We start from the raw sequence: 15,628 nt of genomic DNA, 5'->3' as shown, positions 1-15,628 counted from the left end.
ATGTCCGTCCGCCGCCTTGCACCAAAGGAACTGCAGCCCGCGAGCTTTGCGTTCTCCGACGAGAACCTCGCCTGGGCGAAGAAGCAGATCGAGAAGTATCCGCCCGGACGCCAGGCGTCGGCGGTGATTGCGATCCTGTGGCGCGTGCAGGAGCAGCATGAGGGATGGGTTTCGGAAGCCGCGATCCGCGCGGTCGCGGATCTCCTGGATATGCCCTACATCCGCGTGCTCGAGGTCGCGACCTTCTACACCATGTTCCAGCTGCAGCCGGTCGGCAAGAAAGCCCATGTCCAGGTCTGCGGCACCACGCCGTGCCGCCTGCGCGGCGCGGAAGACATCATCAAGGTGTGCCAGAGCCGCATCCATCACGACCCCTTCCATCTGTCGAAGGACGGCAATTTCAGCTGGGAAGAGGTCGAGTGCCTGGGTGCCTGCGTCAACGCGCCGATGGTGCTGATCTGGAAGGACACCTACGAGGACCTGAACAAGGAAAACTTCGGCAAGGTGCTGGACGGCTTTGCCTCCGGCAATCCGCCAAAGCCTGGACCGCAGATCGACCGTCAGTTCTCGGCGCCGGTGGGCGGCCCGACAACGCTGAAGGAAACCACATGACGCGCGATCGCTTGTTGCGAGCGGGCGGGCCGGGGAGGGCCGCTGCGATGAAGACCTGGCAGTTGATGACCCTTCACGCCCTGGCCGCGGCGACGTTCATTTTTCTGCTGCAGCGCTACGCGCTGAGCGCCTCGCTTGATTCCGCTTTGTTGTGGGCGCTGACCTTCGGCGGATGCGCCGCGGGGCTCGCTTACTCTCAGTCCAAACGTTGATCCCGGGAAGTTCTGGTCATGCTCGACGACAAGGATCGCATCTTCAAGAATCTCTACGGCCTGCACGATTGGGGCCTTGAGGGTGCACGCCGCCGCGGCGCCTGGGACGGCACCAAATCGATCATCGACAAGGGCCGCGACTGGATCATCAACGAGATGAAGGCCTCCGGCCTGCGCGGGCGCGGCGGCGCGGGTTTTCCGACCGGGCTGAAATGGTCGTTCATGCCGAAGGAATCCACCGACGGCCGGCCGAGCTATCTCGTGGTCAATGCCGACGAGTCCGAGCCCGGCACCTGCAAGGACCGCGAGATCATGCGGCACGATCCGCATCTTCTGGTCGAGGGCTGTTTGCTCGCGAGCTTCGCGATGAACGCGCATGCCTGCTACATCTATGTGCGCGGCGAATTCATCAGGGAGCGCGAACATCTGCAGGCCGCGATCGACCAGGCCTATGATGCCAAGCTGGTCGGCAAGGACAATCTCAATGGCTGGCCGTTCGACATTTATGTCGCGCACGGCGCCGGCGCCTATATCTGCGGCGAAGAGACCGCGCTCTTGGAAAGCCTCGAAGGCAAGAAGGGCCAGCCGCGGCTGAAGCCGCCATTCCCGGCCAATGTCGGTCTCTATGGCTGCCCGACCACCGTCAACAACGTCGAGTCGATTGCGGTGGCTCCCGATATCCTGCGGCGTGGCGCGGCATGGTTCGCCGCGATCGGCCGGCCCAACAATGTCGGCACAAAACTGTTTTGCATTTCCGGCCATGTCGAGCGGCCCTGCAACGTCGAAGAGGCGATGGGGATTCCGTTCCGCGAATTGATCGAGCGCCATTGCGGCGGCATTCGCGGCGGCTGGGACAATCTCAAGGCTGTGATCCCCGGCGGCTCGTCGGTGCGCATGGTGCCGGCCGAACAGATCATCGATACGCCGATGGATTTCGACAGCCTCGGCAAGCTGCGCTCCGGCCTCGGCACCGCCGCTGTCATCGTGATGGACAAATCGACAGATCTGATCCGGGCGATCGCGCGGATCTCCTACTTCTACAAGCACGAGAGCTGCGGCCAGTGCACGCCGTGCCGCGAGGGTACTGGCTGGATGTGGCGGGTGCTCACCCGCATGGCCGACGGCCGCGCCCACAAGCGCGAGATCGATATGCTGCTGGAGGTGACCAAACAGGTCGAAGGCCACACCATCTGCGCGCTGGGCGATGCCGCGGCGTGGCCGATCCAGGGCCTGATCGCGCATTTTCGCCACGAGATCGAAGAGCGTATCGATCAGTATTCGCATAAGGCCGATATCGACGATATCGGCGTGCGCGACCCCGTAAACATGGTCGCGGCGGAGTAATGTCCATGTCGCAACCGAGCTTTTGGTGGCAGAAATACGGAACGCTGGCGCAGATGGCGCAGGCGACCGTGGCGCTGCTCGGCTTTGTTGCGATCCTGCTCCAGATCAACGAGATCCGCACAGGCAACCGCGCGACCAGCGCGCGGCAGGCGTTTCTGGGCTACACCGACCTGGCGTTCAAGAATCCGAAGTTCGCGCAGCCGGACTACGACAAGATCAAGGCTTCCGGCCGCGACGAGCAGGTTCAGTACGAGAGCTTCGTCACCTACTTCCTCTACGCCTGCGAGGAAGCGATCGGCGCGTTCGCGGGAAAGCGCGAATGGCAGGCCTCCTGCGATTACGATTTGAAGCCGCATCTGCCGTTCCTGTGCGAGAAGAACGCGGCGCAGCCGGCCTATCTGGCCACCTATGGCGCCGAGACCCAGCAATGGATCAAGGCGTCGCTGAAGACATCAAGCGTTACACCACCCGACTGCAAGCTCGGAAAGACTTGAGAGCGCAATGACCAAACTCATCGTCGATGGCAAAGAGATCGATGTCCCCCCGGAGTACACGCTGCTGCAGGCATGTGAGGCCGCGGGCGCCGAAATTCCGCGCTTCTGCTACCACGAGCGGCTGTCGATCGCCGGCAATTGCCGGATGTGCCTCGTCGAGGTGAAGGGCGGCCCGAAGCCGGTCGCAAGCTGCGCCTGGGGCGTGCGCGATTGCCGTCCGGGTCCCAAGGGCGAGCCGCCGGAAATCTCGACGCGTTCGCCGATGGTGAAGAAGGCGCGCGAAGGCGTGATGGAATTCCTGCTGATCAACCATCCGCTGGATTGCCCGATCTGCGACCAGGGCGGCGAGTGCGACCTGCAGGACCAGGCGATGGGCTACGGCGTCGATACCTCGCGCTTTGCCGAAAACAAGCGCGCGGTCGAGGACAAATATCTGGGCGCGCTGGTCAAGACTTCGATGAACCGCTGCATCCAGTGCACGCGCTGCGTCCGTTTCTCCGCCGAAGTCTGCGGCGCGCCGGAAATGGGCGCGACCGGCCGCGGCGAGGACATGGAAATCACGACCTACCTGGAATCGGCGCTGACTTCGGAACTGCAGGGCAATCTCGTCGACATTTGCCCGGTCGGCGCGCTGACCTCGAAGCCCTATGCCTTTGCGGCGCGGCCCTGGGAGCTCGGCAAGACCCAGTCGGTCGACGTGATGGACGGCGTAGGCTCCGCGATCCGGGTCGATACCCGCGGCCGCGAGGTGATGCGGATCCTGCCGCGCATCAACGAGGCCGTGAACGAAGAATGGATTTCCGACAAGAGCCGTCACATCGTCGACGGCCTGCGGACCCAGCGGCTCGACCGGCCCTATATCCGCCAGAACGGCCAGCTCCGCGCCGCATCGTGGTCGGAGGCGTTTGCGGCGATTGCTGCCAAGACCGGCCGTATCGACGGCAAGCGGATCGGTGCGATCGCCGGCGACCTTGCCGCGGTCGAAGAAATGTTCGCGCTGAAGGAGCTGCTGGCGAAGTGCGGCTCGGCCAACCTGGCGGTGCAGGGCGGCGACGCCTTCGACCCCAAGGCCGGCCGCGCGTCCTATATCTTCAATCCGACCATTGCCGGGATCGAGCAGGCCGACGCGCTGCTGATCGTGGGCTCCAACCCGCGCAAGGAAGCCGCCGTCCTCAACGCCCGTATCCGCAAGCGCTGGCGCACGGGCAGGCTCAAGGTCGGTGTGATCGGCGCCAAGGCCGACTTGACCTATGATTACGATTATCTCGGCGCCGGCACGGATTCGCTCGGCGATCTCGCGGCCGGCAAGCATTCCTTCGCCGAGGTGCTTAAGGGCGCCAAGAACCCGATCGTGCTGGTCGGCGCCGGATCATTGGCACGCCATGACGGCGCGGCGGTGCTGGCGCTCGCTGCCAAACTCGCGGTCGATGTCGGCGCACTCAAGGACGGCTGGAATGGTTTTGGCGTGTTGCAGGATACGGCGTCGCGCGCGGGCGCGCTCGATATCGGCTTTGCGGCTGACAAGGGCAGCCTGAATCTCGCGCAAATGACCACCTTCGGCACGCTCGACGTGCTGTTCCTGCTCGGCGCCGATGACGTCAAGGTGCCGGACGGGACCTTCGTGGTCTATATTGGCACCCATGGCGACCGCGGCGCGCATCGCGCTGACGTCATTTTGCCGGGCGCGGCCTATACCGAAAAATCCGGCATCTACGTCAACACGGAGGGCAGGGCGCAGATTGCCAACCGTGCCGCGTTCCCGCCGGGCGAGGCGCGCGAGGACTGGGCGATCGTCCGTGCGCTGTCGGATGTGCTGGGCAAGAAGCTGCCCTACGACTCGCTACAGGCGTTGCGCCAGGCGCTGGTCAAGGCGGCGCCGCATCTGATCCGGATCGACCAGATCGAGCCCGGCAAGGCGGATGATATCAAGGCGCTAGCCGGCAAGGGCGGCAGCGTCGACAAGACGCCGTTCAAGACGCCCGTCGAGGATTTCTACCTCACCAACCCGATCGCGCGTGCGTCGGCGGTGATGGCGGAATGTTCCCGCCTGGCGTCCGGGCAAATGCTGACGGCAGCGGAGTGAGCGTGACCTGATGGCTGAATTCTTCGCAAGCTCGTTCTGGACCGGTTTCCTCTGGCCGCTGATCGTCATGGTCGCGCAGAGCCTGCTGCTGCTGGTCGTGCTGCTGATCGCGATCGCCTACATCCTGCTTGCCGACCGCAAGATCTGGGCGGCGGTGCAGATCCGCAGGGGTCCCAACGTCGTCGGCCCTTGGGGCCTGCTGCAATCCTTCGCCGACCTTTTGAAGTTCGTGCTGAAGGAGCCGGTTATTCCCTCCGGCTCCAACAAGGGCGTGTTCCTGCTCGCGCCGCTGGTCTCTTGCGTGCTGGCGCTGGCGGCCTGGGCCGTGATCCCGATGGATTTCGGCTGGGTGATCGCCAACATCAATGTTGGCGTGCTCTACATCTTCGCGATCTCGTCGCTGTCGATCTACGGCATCATCATGGCCGGCTGGTCGTCGAACTCGAAATATCCGTTCCTCGCCGCGCTGCGTTCGGCGGCGCAGATGGTGTCGTACGAAGTCTCGATCGGCTTCGTGATCATCACGGTGCTCTTGTGCGTGGGCTCGCTGAACCTGACCGACGTGGTGCAGGCCCAGAACACCAGATTCGGGTTGCTCGGCTGGTACTGGCTGCCGCTGTTTCCGATGTTCGTGATCTTCTACGTCTCGGCGCTGGCCGAAACCAACCGGCCGCCGTTCGACCTGGTTGAAGCGGAATCCGAACTGGTCGCGGGCTTCATGACCGAGTACGGCTCGACGCCGTATCTGCTGTTCATGCTCGGCGAATACGTCGCGATCACCACGATGTGCGCGTTGGCGACGATCCTGTTCCTGGGCGGCTGGCTGCCGCCGGTTCCCTACGCCCCGTTCACCTGGGTGCCCGGGATCATCTGGTTCGCGCTGAAAGTGTTCTTCATGTTCTTCATGTTCGCGATGGCGAAGGCGATCGTGCCGCGCTACCGCTACGATCAACTGATGCGGCTCGGCTGGAAGGTGTTCCTGCCGCTGTCGCTGGCGATGGTGGTGATCGTCGCCGGGGTCCTGCAATTCGCGGGGCTCGCGCCGAAATGAGGTCGCTATGAGCATCAATATCAACGCAACAGCCCGCTCGCTTCTCCTGACCGAGTTTGTATCGGCGTTCTTCCTCGCCATGCGCTACTTCTTCAAGCCGAAGCCGACGCTGAACTATCCGTTCGAGAAGGGCCCGATCTCGCCGCGCTTCCGCGGCGAGCATGCGCTGCGCCGCTATCCGAACGGCGAAGAGCGCTGCATCGCCTGCAAGCTGTGCGAGGCGATCTGCCCGGCGCAGGCCATCACCATCGAGGCCGGCCCGCGCCGCAACGACGGCACCCGCCGCACCGTGCGCTACGACATCGACATGGTGAAATGCATCTATTGCGGCCTGTGCCAGGAAGCCTGCCCGGTCGATGCCATCGTCGAGGGACCGAATTTCGAATTCGCGACCGAGACCCGCGAGGAACTCTATTATGACAAGGCGAAATTGCTCGCCAATGGCGACCGTTGGGAGCGTGAGATTGCGAAATCGATCGAACTCGACGCGCCGTACCGGTGAGGTGAGGGCATGATCCTTCCCGCGCTGTTCTTTTATCTGTTTGCCGGCATCTGCGTGGCGTCGGCTGTGATGGTGATTGTCTCGCGCAATCCCGTGCACTCCGTGCTGTATCTGATCCTGGCCTTCGTCAACGCCTCGGGCCTGTTCATCCTGATGGGCGCCGAATTCCTCGGCATGATGCTGATCGTGGTCTATGTCGGCGCGGTCGCGGTGCTGTTCCTGTTCGTGATCATGATGCTCGACGTCGACTTCGTCGAACTGCGCGAGGGCTTCATGCAGTATCTGCCGATCGGGCTCGTGATCGGCGGCATCTTCGTGTTCGAGCTTCTGCTGGTCGTCGGCGGCTGGGCGATCAATCCGTCCGTGACCAAGAACATCACGGCGGCGATCCCGGCCAATATCAGCAACACCGAGGCGCTCGGCCTCGTGCTCTATACGAAGTACATCCACTACTTCCAGCTCGCCGGCATGGTGCTGCTGGTCGCGATGATCGGCGCCATCGTGCTGACGCTGCGCCACAAGGTCAACGTCAAGCGGCAGGACATCAACGTGCAGAACGCGCGGACGCCGGAGCTCGCGATGAGCGTGCGCAAGGTGGCCGCGGGCCAGGGCCTGCAGGACGCGGACGCGGCGGAGTGGGTGAAATGACGATCGGGCTCGGACATTACCTCTCGGTCGGCGCCATCCTGTTCACGCTCGGGATCCTCGGCATCTTCCTGAACCGCAAGAACATCATCGTCATCCTGATGTCGATCGAGCTGATCCTGCTTTCGGTCAACATCAACCTGGTGGCGTTCTCCACCTTCCTCGGCGACATCGTCGGCCAGGTGTTTGCGCTGCTGGTGCTGACGGTCGCCGCAGCCGAGGCGGCGATCGGCTTGGCGGTGCTGGTGGTGTACTTCCGCAACCGCGGTTCGATCGCGGTTGAAGACGTTAATTTGATGAAGGGCTGACGGCGCATGATCCGGAAAAGTGGACGCCGGTTTTCCGGCAAGATCATGCGCAAGGGAAAACGTTGATGGTTCAGGCAATCGTCTTTCTGCCGCTGCTGGGCGCCATTCTGGCCGGCCTGATCGCCATTTTTGGCGCGCATGCGCGCAACCCGAGCGGCGACACCGTCGAGCATCATGATGACGGGCATCATGGGCACGATGCGCACGCGCAGGCGTCAGCCGCCCACGACGACCGTGGCCACGATGACCACGGGCACGACGACCACCACGTGTCCGAGCCGCCGGCGGCAGGCTCGCGCGCGGCGGAACTGATCACGACCTGCCTGCTGATGATTTCGGCTGGGCTGTCCTGGGTCACGCTGGTCGATGTCGGCTTCATGCATCATGACGCCCGCATTGCCCTGTTCCCCTGGATCAATTCTGGCGATCTGCAGGTCGCGTGGTCGCTGCGCGTCGATACGCTGACCGCGGTCATGCTGGTCGTGGTCAACACGGTCTCGGCGCTCGTGCATCTTTATTCCATCGGCTACATGGACGAGGATCCGCACCGGCCGCGCTTCTTTGCCTATCTGTCGCTGTTCACCTTCGCGATGCTGATGCTGGTGACCTCGGACAACCTGGTGCAGATGTTCTTCGGCTGGGAGGGCGTCGGTCTCGCCAGCTATCTCCTGATCGGTTTCTGGTACCAGAAGCCGTCGGCCAATGCGGCGGCGATCAAGGCCTTCGTGGTCAACCGCGTCGGCGATTTCGGCTTCGCGCTCGGCATCTTCGCCGTGTTCATGCTGCTCAAGTCCACCGATTTCGAGACCATCTTCGCGGGTGCGCCGGGGCTCGCAGGCAAGACCATCGACGTGTTCGGCTGGCATGCCGACGCGCTGACGCTGACCTGCCTGCTGCTGTTCATGGGCGCGATGGGCAAGTCCGCCCAGTTCCTGCTGCACACCTGGTTGCCGGACGCCATGGAAGGCCCGACGCCGGTCTCGGCGCTGATCCATGCCGCGACCATGGTCACCGCCGGCGTGTTCATGGTGGCGCGCCTGTCGCCGCTGTTCGAGCTGGCGCCGAATGCGCAGGCCGTCGTGATGTTCTTCGGCGCCACCACCGCGTTCTTTGCGGCGACGATTGGCCTCGTGCAGAACGACATCAAGCGCATCGTCGCCTACTCGACCTGTTCGCAGCTCGGCTACATGTTCGTGGCGATGGGGGCAGGGGCCTATTCGGTCGGCATCTTCCATCTGTTCACGCACGCCTTCTTCAAGGCACTGCTGTTCCTGGGCTCCGGCTCGGTGATCTACGCGATGCATCATGAGCAGGACATCCGCAACATGGGCGGGCTGAAGGACCGGATTCCCTTCACCTATATCGTGATGGTGATCGGCACGCTGGCATTGACTGGATTCCCGCTCACCGCCGGCTATTTCTCCAAGGATGCGATCATCGAATCTGCGTTCGTCTCGCATAATCCGTTCGCGATGTACGGCTTCCTGATGACGGTGGTCGCAGCCGGCCTGACCTCGTTCTATTCCTGGCGTCTGATCTTCAAGACCTTCCACGGCGAACCGCACGATCAGGAGCACTATGAAGCCGCTCACGAGGCTCCGCTGTGGATGCTGGTCCCGATCGGCGTCCTCGCCGCAGGCTCGATCCTGGCCGGCTTCCCGTTCAAGGAATTGTTCGCAGGCCACGGCGTGGCCGAGTTCTTCCGTGAATCCCTGAAGATGCACCCGAACATCATCGAAGAGATGCACCACATCCCGGCGTGGATCGCGTACCTGCCGACCGTGATGATGGTGGTGGGCGCCTACATCTCCTACGTCTTCTATATTCGCCGGCCCTATCTGCCGGTCGAACTCGCCAATCAGCACCCGATGCTGTACCAGTTCCTGCTCAACAAATGGTATTTCGACGAGCTGTATGACCTGATCTTCGTTCGTCCGGCCAAATGGATCGGCCACTTCCTGTGGAAGAAGGGCGATGGCTATGTCATCGACGGCTTCGGCCCCGACGGCATTTCCGCGCGGGTGCTCGATGTCACCCGCAACGTCGTGAAGATCCAAACCGGCTATCTCTATCACTACGCGTTTGCGATGCTGATCGGGGTCGCCGGACTAATCACCTGGTTCATGTTCGGCTTGGGAGGCCAGTGATGACAACCTGGCCCATTCTCTCGGTCGTCACCTTCCTGCCGCTGTTCGGCGCGCTGGTGATCTACATCAGCCGCGGCGACGACGACGCGGCGAGAAGCAACTCGCGCTGGATCGCGCTGTGGACCACGCTGGTGACCTTTGCGGTCTCGCTGATCCTGGTCTGGCGCTTCGATGCGACCAATCCGGACTTCCAGTTCATTGAAAAGGCGTCGTGGCTGGCGAGCGGCATCACCTACCACATGGGTGTCGACGGCATTTCACTGCCGTTCGTGATCCTGACCACCGCCCTGATGCCGTTCTGCATCATCGCGAGCTGGAAATCGGTGACGATGCGGGTGCGCGAATACATGATGGCGTTCCTGCTGTTGGAAACGCTGATGATCGGCACCTTCTCGGCGCTCGACCTCGTGCTGTTCTACCTGTTCTTCGAGGGCGGCCTGATCCCGATGTTCCTGATCATCGGCGTCTGGGGCGGCCCGCGCCGGGTCTACGCGTCCTTCAAGTTCTTCCTCTATACGCTGCTCGGCTCGGTCTTGATGCTGCTGGCGATCATGGCGCTGTACTGGAACGCCGGAACCACCGATATCCCGACGCTGATGCACACCGCCGTGCCGCGTTCCCTGCAGACTTGGGCATGGCTGGCGTTCTTTGCATCGTTCGCGGTGAAGATGCCGATGTGGCCGGTGCACACCTGGTTGCCGGACGCCCACGTCGAGGCGCCGACCGCGGGCTCGGTGATCCTGGCGGCGATCCTGTTGAAGATGGGCGGCTACGGCTTCCTGCGCTTCTCGCTGCCGATGTTCCCGCTGGCGTCGCATGATTTCGCTTGGATCATCTTCTCGCTGTCAGCGATCGCGATCATCTACACCTCGCTGGTGGCCTTGATGCAGGAAGACATCAAGAAGCTGATCGCCTATTCGTCGGTGGCGCATATGGGTTTCGTCACCATGGGCATTTTCGCCGGCACCACGCAGGGCGTGGCCGGCGGCGTGTTCCAGATGATCTCGCACGGCATCGTCTCGGGCGCGCTGTTCCTTTGCGTCGGCATCGTCTACGACCGCATGCACACCCGCGAGATCGCCGCTTACGGCGGCCTCGTGAACCGGATGCCGCTCTACGCGCTGGTGTTCATGGTGTTCACCATGGCCAATGTCGGGTTGCCCGGCACTAGCGGCTTCGTCGGCGAATTCATGACGCTGATCGGCACCTTCAAGGTCTCGATCCCGACCGCGACCTTCGCCACGTTCGGCGTGATCCTCTCGGCGGGCTATGCGCTCTGGCTCTATCGCAAGGTGGTGTTCGGCACCCTGACCAAGCCGGCGCTCGCCAGCATCAAGGACCTCACGTTCCGCGAAGGCCTGATGCTGTTCCCGCTGGTGTTCCTCACCATCCTGTTCGGCGTCTATCCGAAACCGGTGCTCGACATGTCGGCGGCCTCGGTTCAGCAACTCGTCAACAATTACAACACCGCCGTGACTGCCGTGAAGGCAGCCGCGTTGATCCAGTAAGGCCGCCTCCATGAGCTTCCAAAGTGCAGGTTATCAGTTGCTGCCGGTGTTGCCGGAGCTGGTGCTGGCCGCGGGTGCCATGGCACTGCTGATGCTCGGCGCCTATCGCGGCGGCGAGGGGACGACGAAACTCGTTACAAGCCTTGCGGTATGCCTGCTGATCCTGACCGGCTTGCTGGAGCTGATGCTGCCGGCCGGCAAGCTCACGACCTTCGGCGGCAGCTTCATCGTCGACGATTTTGCGCGTTTCCTAAAGATCCTGGCGCTGATCGGCTCTGGCGCGACACTGATCCTGTCGGCGGAATTCCTGTCCGATCCGTCGCGGCGGATCTTTGAGTATTCGATCCTGGTGCTGCTCTCGACGCTCGGCATGATGGTGCTGATCTCGGCCGGCGACCTGATCATGCTCTATCTCGGGCTGGAACTGATGAGTCTGGCGCTCTACGTGGTCGCCGCCAGCAACCGCGACAACGCCAAATCCACCGAAGCCGGCCTGAAGTATTTTGTGCTCGGCGCGCTGTCTTCGGGCATGCTGCTCTACGGCGCCTCGCTGATCTACGGCTTTACCGGCACCGTCAGCTTCGCCGGGATCGCGGCGGCTGCGAAAACCGGCAATATCGGGCTCGTGTTTGGCCTGGTGTTCCTGCTCGCGGGCCTCTGCTTCAAGGTCTCCGCGGTGCCGTTCCACATGTGGACGCCCGACGTCTATGAGGGCGCGCCGACGCCGGTGACCGCGTTCTTTGCCTCCGCGCCGAAGGTCGCAGCGTTGGCGGTGTTTACGCGCGTGGCGCTGACGGCATTCCCGGGCATCGTCTCGCAGTGGCAGCAGATCATCGTGTTCGTGGCGATCGCCTCGATGGTGCTGGGCTCGTTTGCCGCCATCGGGCAGAAGAACATCAAGCGCCTGATGGCCTATTCGTCGATCGGCCATATGGGTTTTGCGCTGGTCGGGCTCGCGTCCGGCACCGTCGAAGGCGCGCAGGGAGTGCTGGTCTATATCGCGATCTATGTCGCGATGACGCTCGGCACTTTCTCGGTCATCCTGACCATGAAGCGCAACGGCCAGCCGATGGAGCAGATCAGCGACTTTGCCGGTCTGTCGCGCACCAATCCGCTGCTCGCCTTCGTCTTTGCGATGCTGCTGTTCTCGCTGGCCGGCATTCCGCCGCTCGCGGGTTTCTTCGCCAAATGGTACGTCTTCGTCGCCGCCATCAAGGCAGGCCTGTTCACGCTCGCCGTGGTCGGCGTGCTCGCCAGTGTCGTGGGCGCGTTCTACTATCTCAGCATCATCAAGGTGATGTATTTCGACGAGCCGGCGGGCGAACTCGATCCGATGCGCACCGAATTGCGCGTGGTGCTGGCGATCACGGGCATCTTCACGATCTTCTTCTTCGTCTATCCGGGGCTGCTGGTCAGTGTGGCCGCGGCCGCGGCGAAGTCGCTTTTCTAGATGGCCTTCGCGCTCGGTTCCCGGGCCTTATCGGCGGGTTACCGTCTCGCCGCCTTTGACCAGGTCGGTTCGACCAATACCGAGGCCATGGCGCACGCCCGCAGTGGTGAGCCCGGATCGACTTGGTTCGTCACGACAGAGCAGACGGCAGGAAAGGGACGGCGCCAGCGCGCCTGGATCGCGCCGCGCGGCAACCTTGCCAGCAGCGTTCTCGAGATCATCGACGTCCCGCCCGCGACCGCCGCGACATTGGGCTTTGCCGCCGGGCTCGCGATCGCGACCGCCCTGCAGCAGGTGAGCATCGAAGCCAATCTGCGAAGCGCCGGCTCTGACCCGTTGAAATTCCTGCTGAAATGGCCGAACGACGTGCTGGTCGAGAAGCAGAAGCTGGTCGGTATTTCACTCGAAGCCGAAGCTGTCGCCGGCAACCGGCTGGCTGTCGTGGTCGGGATCGGTACCAATGTGGTCGCAGCCCCCACCGGCACGCCGACGCCAGCCATTTCGCTGGCGGCGCTAGGTGTCCATGTCGGCGCCGAGGAGCTGTTCGCCGTGCTATCGGACGCCTGGGTCGAGTTCCGCGGCATCTGGGACAACGGTCGCGGCTTTGCCGAAATCCGCCGGCTGTGGCTGGCGCGCGCCGCCGGCCTCGGTGAGCCGGTCGCAATCCAAACCGGAACTGCGACTATCGCAGGCACGTTCGACACGATAGATGAAAGCGGCTGCCTGATCGTGCGGACCGCAGAAGGCAAACACCTCCCGATCGCCGCGGGCGAGGTTTATTTTGGCTCGGCGGCCTCCGTGGGAGCTGCCTGATGGCTAGACCAGATGAACTGACCTTTGCGCCGCTCGGCGGCGTCGGCGAGATCGGCATGAACCTGTCGATCTACGGGCTCGGCAACCGCCACGAGCGATCCTGGCTTGCGGTCGATCTCGGCGTCTCCTTTGGCGACGAGGAGCATTTGCCGGGCATCGACCTGATCATGCCCGACATCCGCTTCCTGGAGAAGGAACGTAAGAACCTGATGGGCCTGGTGCTGACGCACGCCCATGAGGACCATTTCGGGGCCATCATCGATCTCTGGCCGAAGCTGCAATGCAAGATCTACGCGACCAAGTTCAGCGCGGCTCTGTTCGAGGCCAAACTGGCGGCCGAGCGCAATCCGCCGAAAATTCCGGTCACGGTGGTGCCTTCAGGGGGGCGTGTCCATCTCGGCCCGTTCAACGTCGAGTTCATCCCGGTTGCGCATTCGATTCCGGAATCGCACGCGCTGGCGATCCACACCTCGGTCGGCACCGTGCTGCACACCGGCGACTGGAAGATCGATCCGACGCCCATCATAGGCCTGCCGACCGACGAGCGCCGTCTGCGCGAACTGGGCGACGAGGGCGTGCTGGCGCTGGTCGGCGATTCCACCAATGCGGTGCGGGACGGGCGCTCGCCCTCGGAGACCGAGGTCGCCGCGACAATTACGAAATTGGTAAAGGCCGCCAAGGGCCGGGTCGCCGTCACCACCTTCGCCTCCAACGTCGCGCGCCTGAAGGCGGTCGCGGACGCCGCCAAGGCCGCCGACCGCGAAGTGGTCGTGGTCGGCCGCGCCATGGAACGGGTGGTGCAGGTCGCGCGCGAAACCGGCTATCTCGACGGTGTGCAGAATTTCCGCGGCGCCGATCTTTACGGCCATTTCCCGCCGGACAAGGTGCTGGCGCTGTGCACGGGAAGCCAAGGCGAGCCGCGCGCGGCACTGGCGCGCATTGCCAATGACGACCATCCGCAGGTGACGCTGAACAAGGGCGACTGCGTAATCTTCTCCTCGCGCACCATTCCCGGCAACGAGAAGGCGGTCGGCAGCATCATCAACGGCCTGGTTACGCAGGGCATCGAGGTCATCACCGACCGCACCGATCTGGTCCATGTCTCCGGCCATCCTCGCCGCGACGAACTGCGCGACATGATCTCCTGGGTGCGTCCGCAGCTGCTGATCCCCGTGCATGGCGAAGCCCTGCATCTGTCCGAGCACGCCAAGCTGGCGCGCACCGCGGGTGTGCCGAAGGTCCTGATTTGCAAAAACGGCGACCTGGTCAAGCTCGGCCCCGGCGACCCCGGCATCATCGACCAACTACCTTCGGGCCGGATTTACAAGGATGGCACGATCCTGGAGGATTCCAAGTCGCGCGCCGTGGTGGAGCGGCGCCGGATGGGATTTGCCGGCTGTGCCTTCGTGGCGATCGCGATGACCGACAAGGGCGAGCTGGCCGACGATCCCGAGGTCGATCTGGTCGGCATCCCCGAGAAGAATACGGCCGGCGAACCCCTCGACGACATCGTGTTCGATGTGGTGGTATCGACCGTGGAAGGCCTGCCGCGGGCGCGGCGGCGCGATGCCGATGCCACTGCGGAATCGGTACGTCGCGCGGTACGCGCGGTGCTGAACGAACATTGGGGCAAGAAGCCGATCTGCCTCGTGCATGTGCTGACGATCTAGCGCGTGTTCCGCGGAATTGGGTACTAGGGGAGGAGCAACGATGCTGGGCCGGCTCAATCATGTCGCGATTGCGGTCAAGGACGCCGAGAAGGCGGCCAGGATTTATGGCGGCGCGTTCGGCGCTGAAATCTCCGGCGCGGTGCCGTTGCCGGAGCACGGCGTCATCACTGTGTTCGTGACGCTGCCCAATACCAAGATCGAGTTCATCCAGCCGCTCGGCGACGCCTCGCCGATCGCCAAATTCGTCGAGCGCAACGCCGACGGCGGCATCCATCACATCTGCTACGACGTGCCCGACATCATCGTGGCGCGCGACAAGCTGATCAGCGAGGGCGCGCGCGTGCTCGGCGACGGCGTGCCCAAGATCGGCGCCCACGGCAAGCCGGTGCTGTTTTTCCATCCAAAGGATTTTTCCGGCGCGCTCGTCGAAATAGAACAGGCCTGAACCCTTATGGCCTACAACATCTCGACGATGTTCGCGATCTACTTCGTGTTGTGGTGGGTCGTGCTGTTCGTGACGCTGCCGTTCGGCGTGCGCAGCCAGCACGAGGACGGCGCGGGCGCGCCCGGCACCGATCCCGGCGCGCCGGTCCTGGCGCGGATGGGCCGCAAGCTGATCTGGACCACGATCATATCGGCGGTCATTTTCGCCATCGCGATGTGGGCCTATTATCAGGGATTCTTTAATATCGAGCGGCTGGCCAAGCTGATGGGGACGCCGTTCTAGAGCATGATCCGGAAAAGTGGGTACCGGTTTTCCGAAAAGATCATGCTCAAACAAGGAGCTAG

Annotated in this window: 16 protein-coding genes; all 16 read left to right on the top strand. The window is 63.3% G+C overall.

The features are described from left to right. The 16 genes from nuoE (at position 1) to JQ611_RS09075 (ending at position 15,566) form a co-directional block, all read left to right on the top strand. The gene (gene nuoE / locus JQ611_RS09150) at positions 1-612 is read left to right on the top strand and encodes an NADH-quinone oxidoreductase subunit NuoE (RefSeq protein ID WP_212263544.1); all 612 of its coding nucleotides are present in this window, start codon (positions 1-3) and stop codon (positions 610-612) included. Next, entirely contained in the window at positions 609-824 is a 216-nt protein-coding gene (locus tag JQ611_RS09145) for a hypothetical protein (protein ID WP_212263543.1), read from the top strand. The genes nuoE and JQ611_RS09145 overlap by 4 nt, the downstream gene beginning before the upstream one ends. An 18-nt stretch (positions 825-842) precedes the next feature. Beyond that, the gene (gene nuoF / locus JQ611_RS09140) at positions 843-2,168 is read left to right on the top strand and encodes an NADH-quinone oxidoreductase subunit NuoF (RefSeq protein WP_212032190.1); all 1,326 of its coding nucleotides are present in this window, start codon (positions 843-845) and stop codon (positions 2,166-2,168) included. 5 nt (positions 2,169-2,173) lie between these two features. After that, complete coding sequence (locus JQ611_RS09135; protein WP_212263542.1) at positions 2,174-2,662, top strand: hypothetical protein; 489 nt, start codon at positions 2,174-2,176, stop codon at positions 2,660-2,662. A 7-nt stretch (positions 2,663-2,669) separates the two neighbouring features. Next, positions 2,670-4,745: an NADH-quinone oxidoreductase subunit NuoG gene (gene nuoG / locus JQ611_RS09130; RefSeq protein ID WP_212465267.1), complete on the top strand. Its 2,076-nt coding sequence runs from the start codon at positions 2,670-2,672 to the stop codon at positions 4,743-4,745. A 10-nt stretch (positions 4,746-4,755) separates the two neighbouring features. Then, positions 4,756-5,796 carry an NADH-quinone oxidoreductase subunit NuoH gene (nuoH, locus tag JQ611_RS09125; protein WP_212465266.1) on the top strand — a complete coding sequence of 347 codons (1,041 nt, stop codon included), beginning with the start codon at positions 4,756-4,758 and terminating at the stop codon, positions 5,794-5,796. Between the two features lie 13 nt (positions 5,797-5,809). After that, positions 5,810-6,298 (top strand): NADH-quinone oxidoreductase subunit NuoI, encoded by a 489-nt coding sequence (gene nuoI, locus JQ611_RS09120; RefSeq protein ID WP_212263767.1) that lies wholly within the window; start codon positions 5,810-5,812, stop codon positions 6,296-6,298. Between the two features lie 9 nt (positions 6,299-6,307). Then, positions 6,308-6,946: an NADH-quinone oxidoreductase subunit J gene (locus tag JQ611_RS09115; RefSeq protein WP_212032185.1), complete on the top strand. Its 639-nt coding sequence runs from the start codon at positions 6,308-6,310 to the stop codon at positions 6,944-6,946. Beyond that, positions 6,943-7,251 (top strand): NADH-quinone oxidoreductase subunit NuoK, encoded by a 309-nt coding sequence (nuoK, locus tag JQ611_RS09110; RefSeq protein ID WP_028162793.1) that lies wholly within the window; start codon positions 6,943-6,945, stop codon positions 7,249-7,251. Before JQ611_RS09115 ends, nuoK begins: the two co-directional genes overlap by 4 nt. Positions 7,252-7,316: 65 nt before the next feature. Continuing rightward, positions 7,317-9,398 (top strand): NADH-quinone oxidoreductase subunit L, encoded by a 2,082-nt coding sequence (gene nuoL, locus JQ611_RS09105; RefSeq protein WP_212465265.1) that lies wholly within the window; start codon positions 7,317-7,319, stop codon positions 9,396-9,398. After that, positions 9,398-10,906: an NADH-quinone oxidoreductase subunit M gene (locus JQ611_RS09100; RefSeq protein ID WP_212263538.1), complete on the top strand. Its 1,509-nt coding sequence runs from the start codon at positions 9,398-9,400 to the stop codon at positions 10,904-10,906. Before nuoL ends, JQ611_RS09100 begins: the two co-directional genes overlap by 1 nt. Positions 10,907-10,916: 10 nt before the next feature. Continuing rightward, positions 10,917-12,356 carry an NADH-quinone oxidoreductase subunit NuoN gene (gene nuoN / locus JQ611_RS09095; RefSeq protein ID WP_212465264.1) on the top strand — a complete coding sequence of 480 codons (1,440 nt, stop codon included), beginning with the start codon at positions 10,917-10,919 and terminating at the stop codon, positions 12,354-12,356. Then, positions 12,357-13,169, top strand: coding sequence for a biotin--[acetyl-CoA-carboxylase] ligase (locus tag JQ611_RS09090; protein ID WP_212465263.1), 813 nt, complete (start codon positions 12,357-12,359; stop codon positions 13,167-13,169). Next, positions 13,169-14,839 (top strand): ribonuclease J, encoded by a 1,671-nt coding sequence (locus tag JQ611_RS09085; protein ID WP_212263535.1) that lies wholly within the window; start codon positions 13,169-13,171, stop codon positions 14,837-14,839. The genes JQ611_RS09090 and JQ611_RS09085 overlap by 1 nt, the downstream gene beginning before the upstream one ends. A gap of 40 nt (positions 14,840-14,879) precedes the next feature. Beyond that, the gene (mce, locus tag JQ611_RS09080) at positions 14,880-15,284 is read left to right on the top strand and encodes a methylmalonyl-CoA epimerase (RefSeq protein WP_212263534.1); all 405 of its coding nucleotides are present in this window, start codon (positions 14,880-14,882) and stop codon (positions 15,282-15,284) included. A 6-nt stretch (positions 15,285-15,290) separates the two neighbouring features. Then, positions 15,291-15,566, top strand: a complete 276-nt coding sequence (locus JQ611_RS09075; protein WP_212465262.1) for a DUF1467 family protein — start codon at positions 15,291-15,293, stop codon at positions 15,564-15,566. Positions 15,567-15,628 lie beyond the last annotated feature (62 nt).

Source organism: Bradyrhizobium sp. AUGA SZCCT0182 (assembly GCF_018130185.1).
Classification (GTDB): domain Bacteria; phylum Pseudomonadota; class Alphaproteobacteria; order Rhizobiales; family Xanthobacteraceae; genus Bradyrhizobium.
The sequence above is the reverse complement of the archived record's forward strand: the minus strand, read 5'-3'. Positions and strand labels throughout refer to the sequence as shown.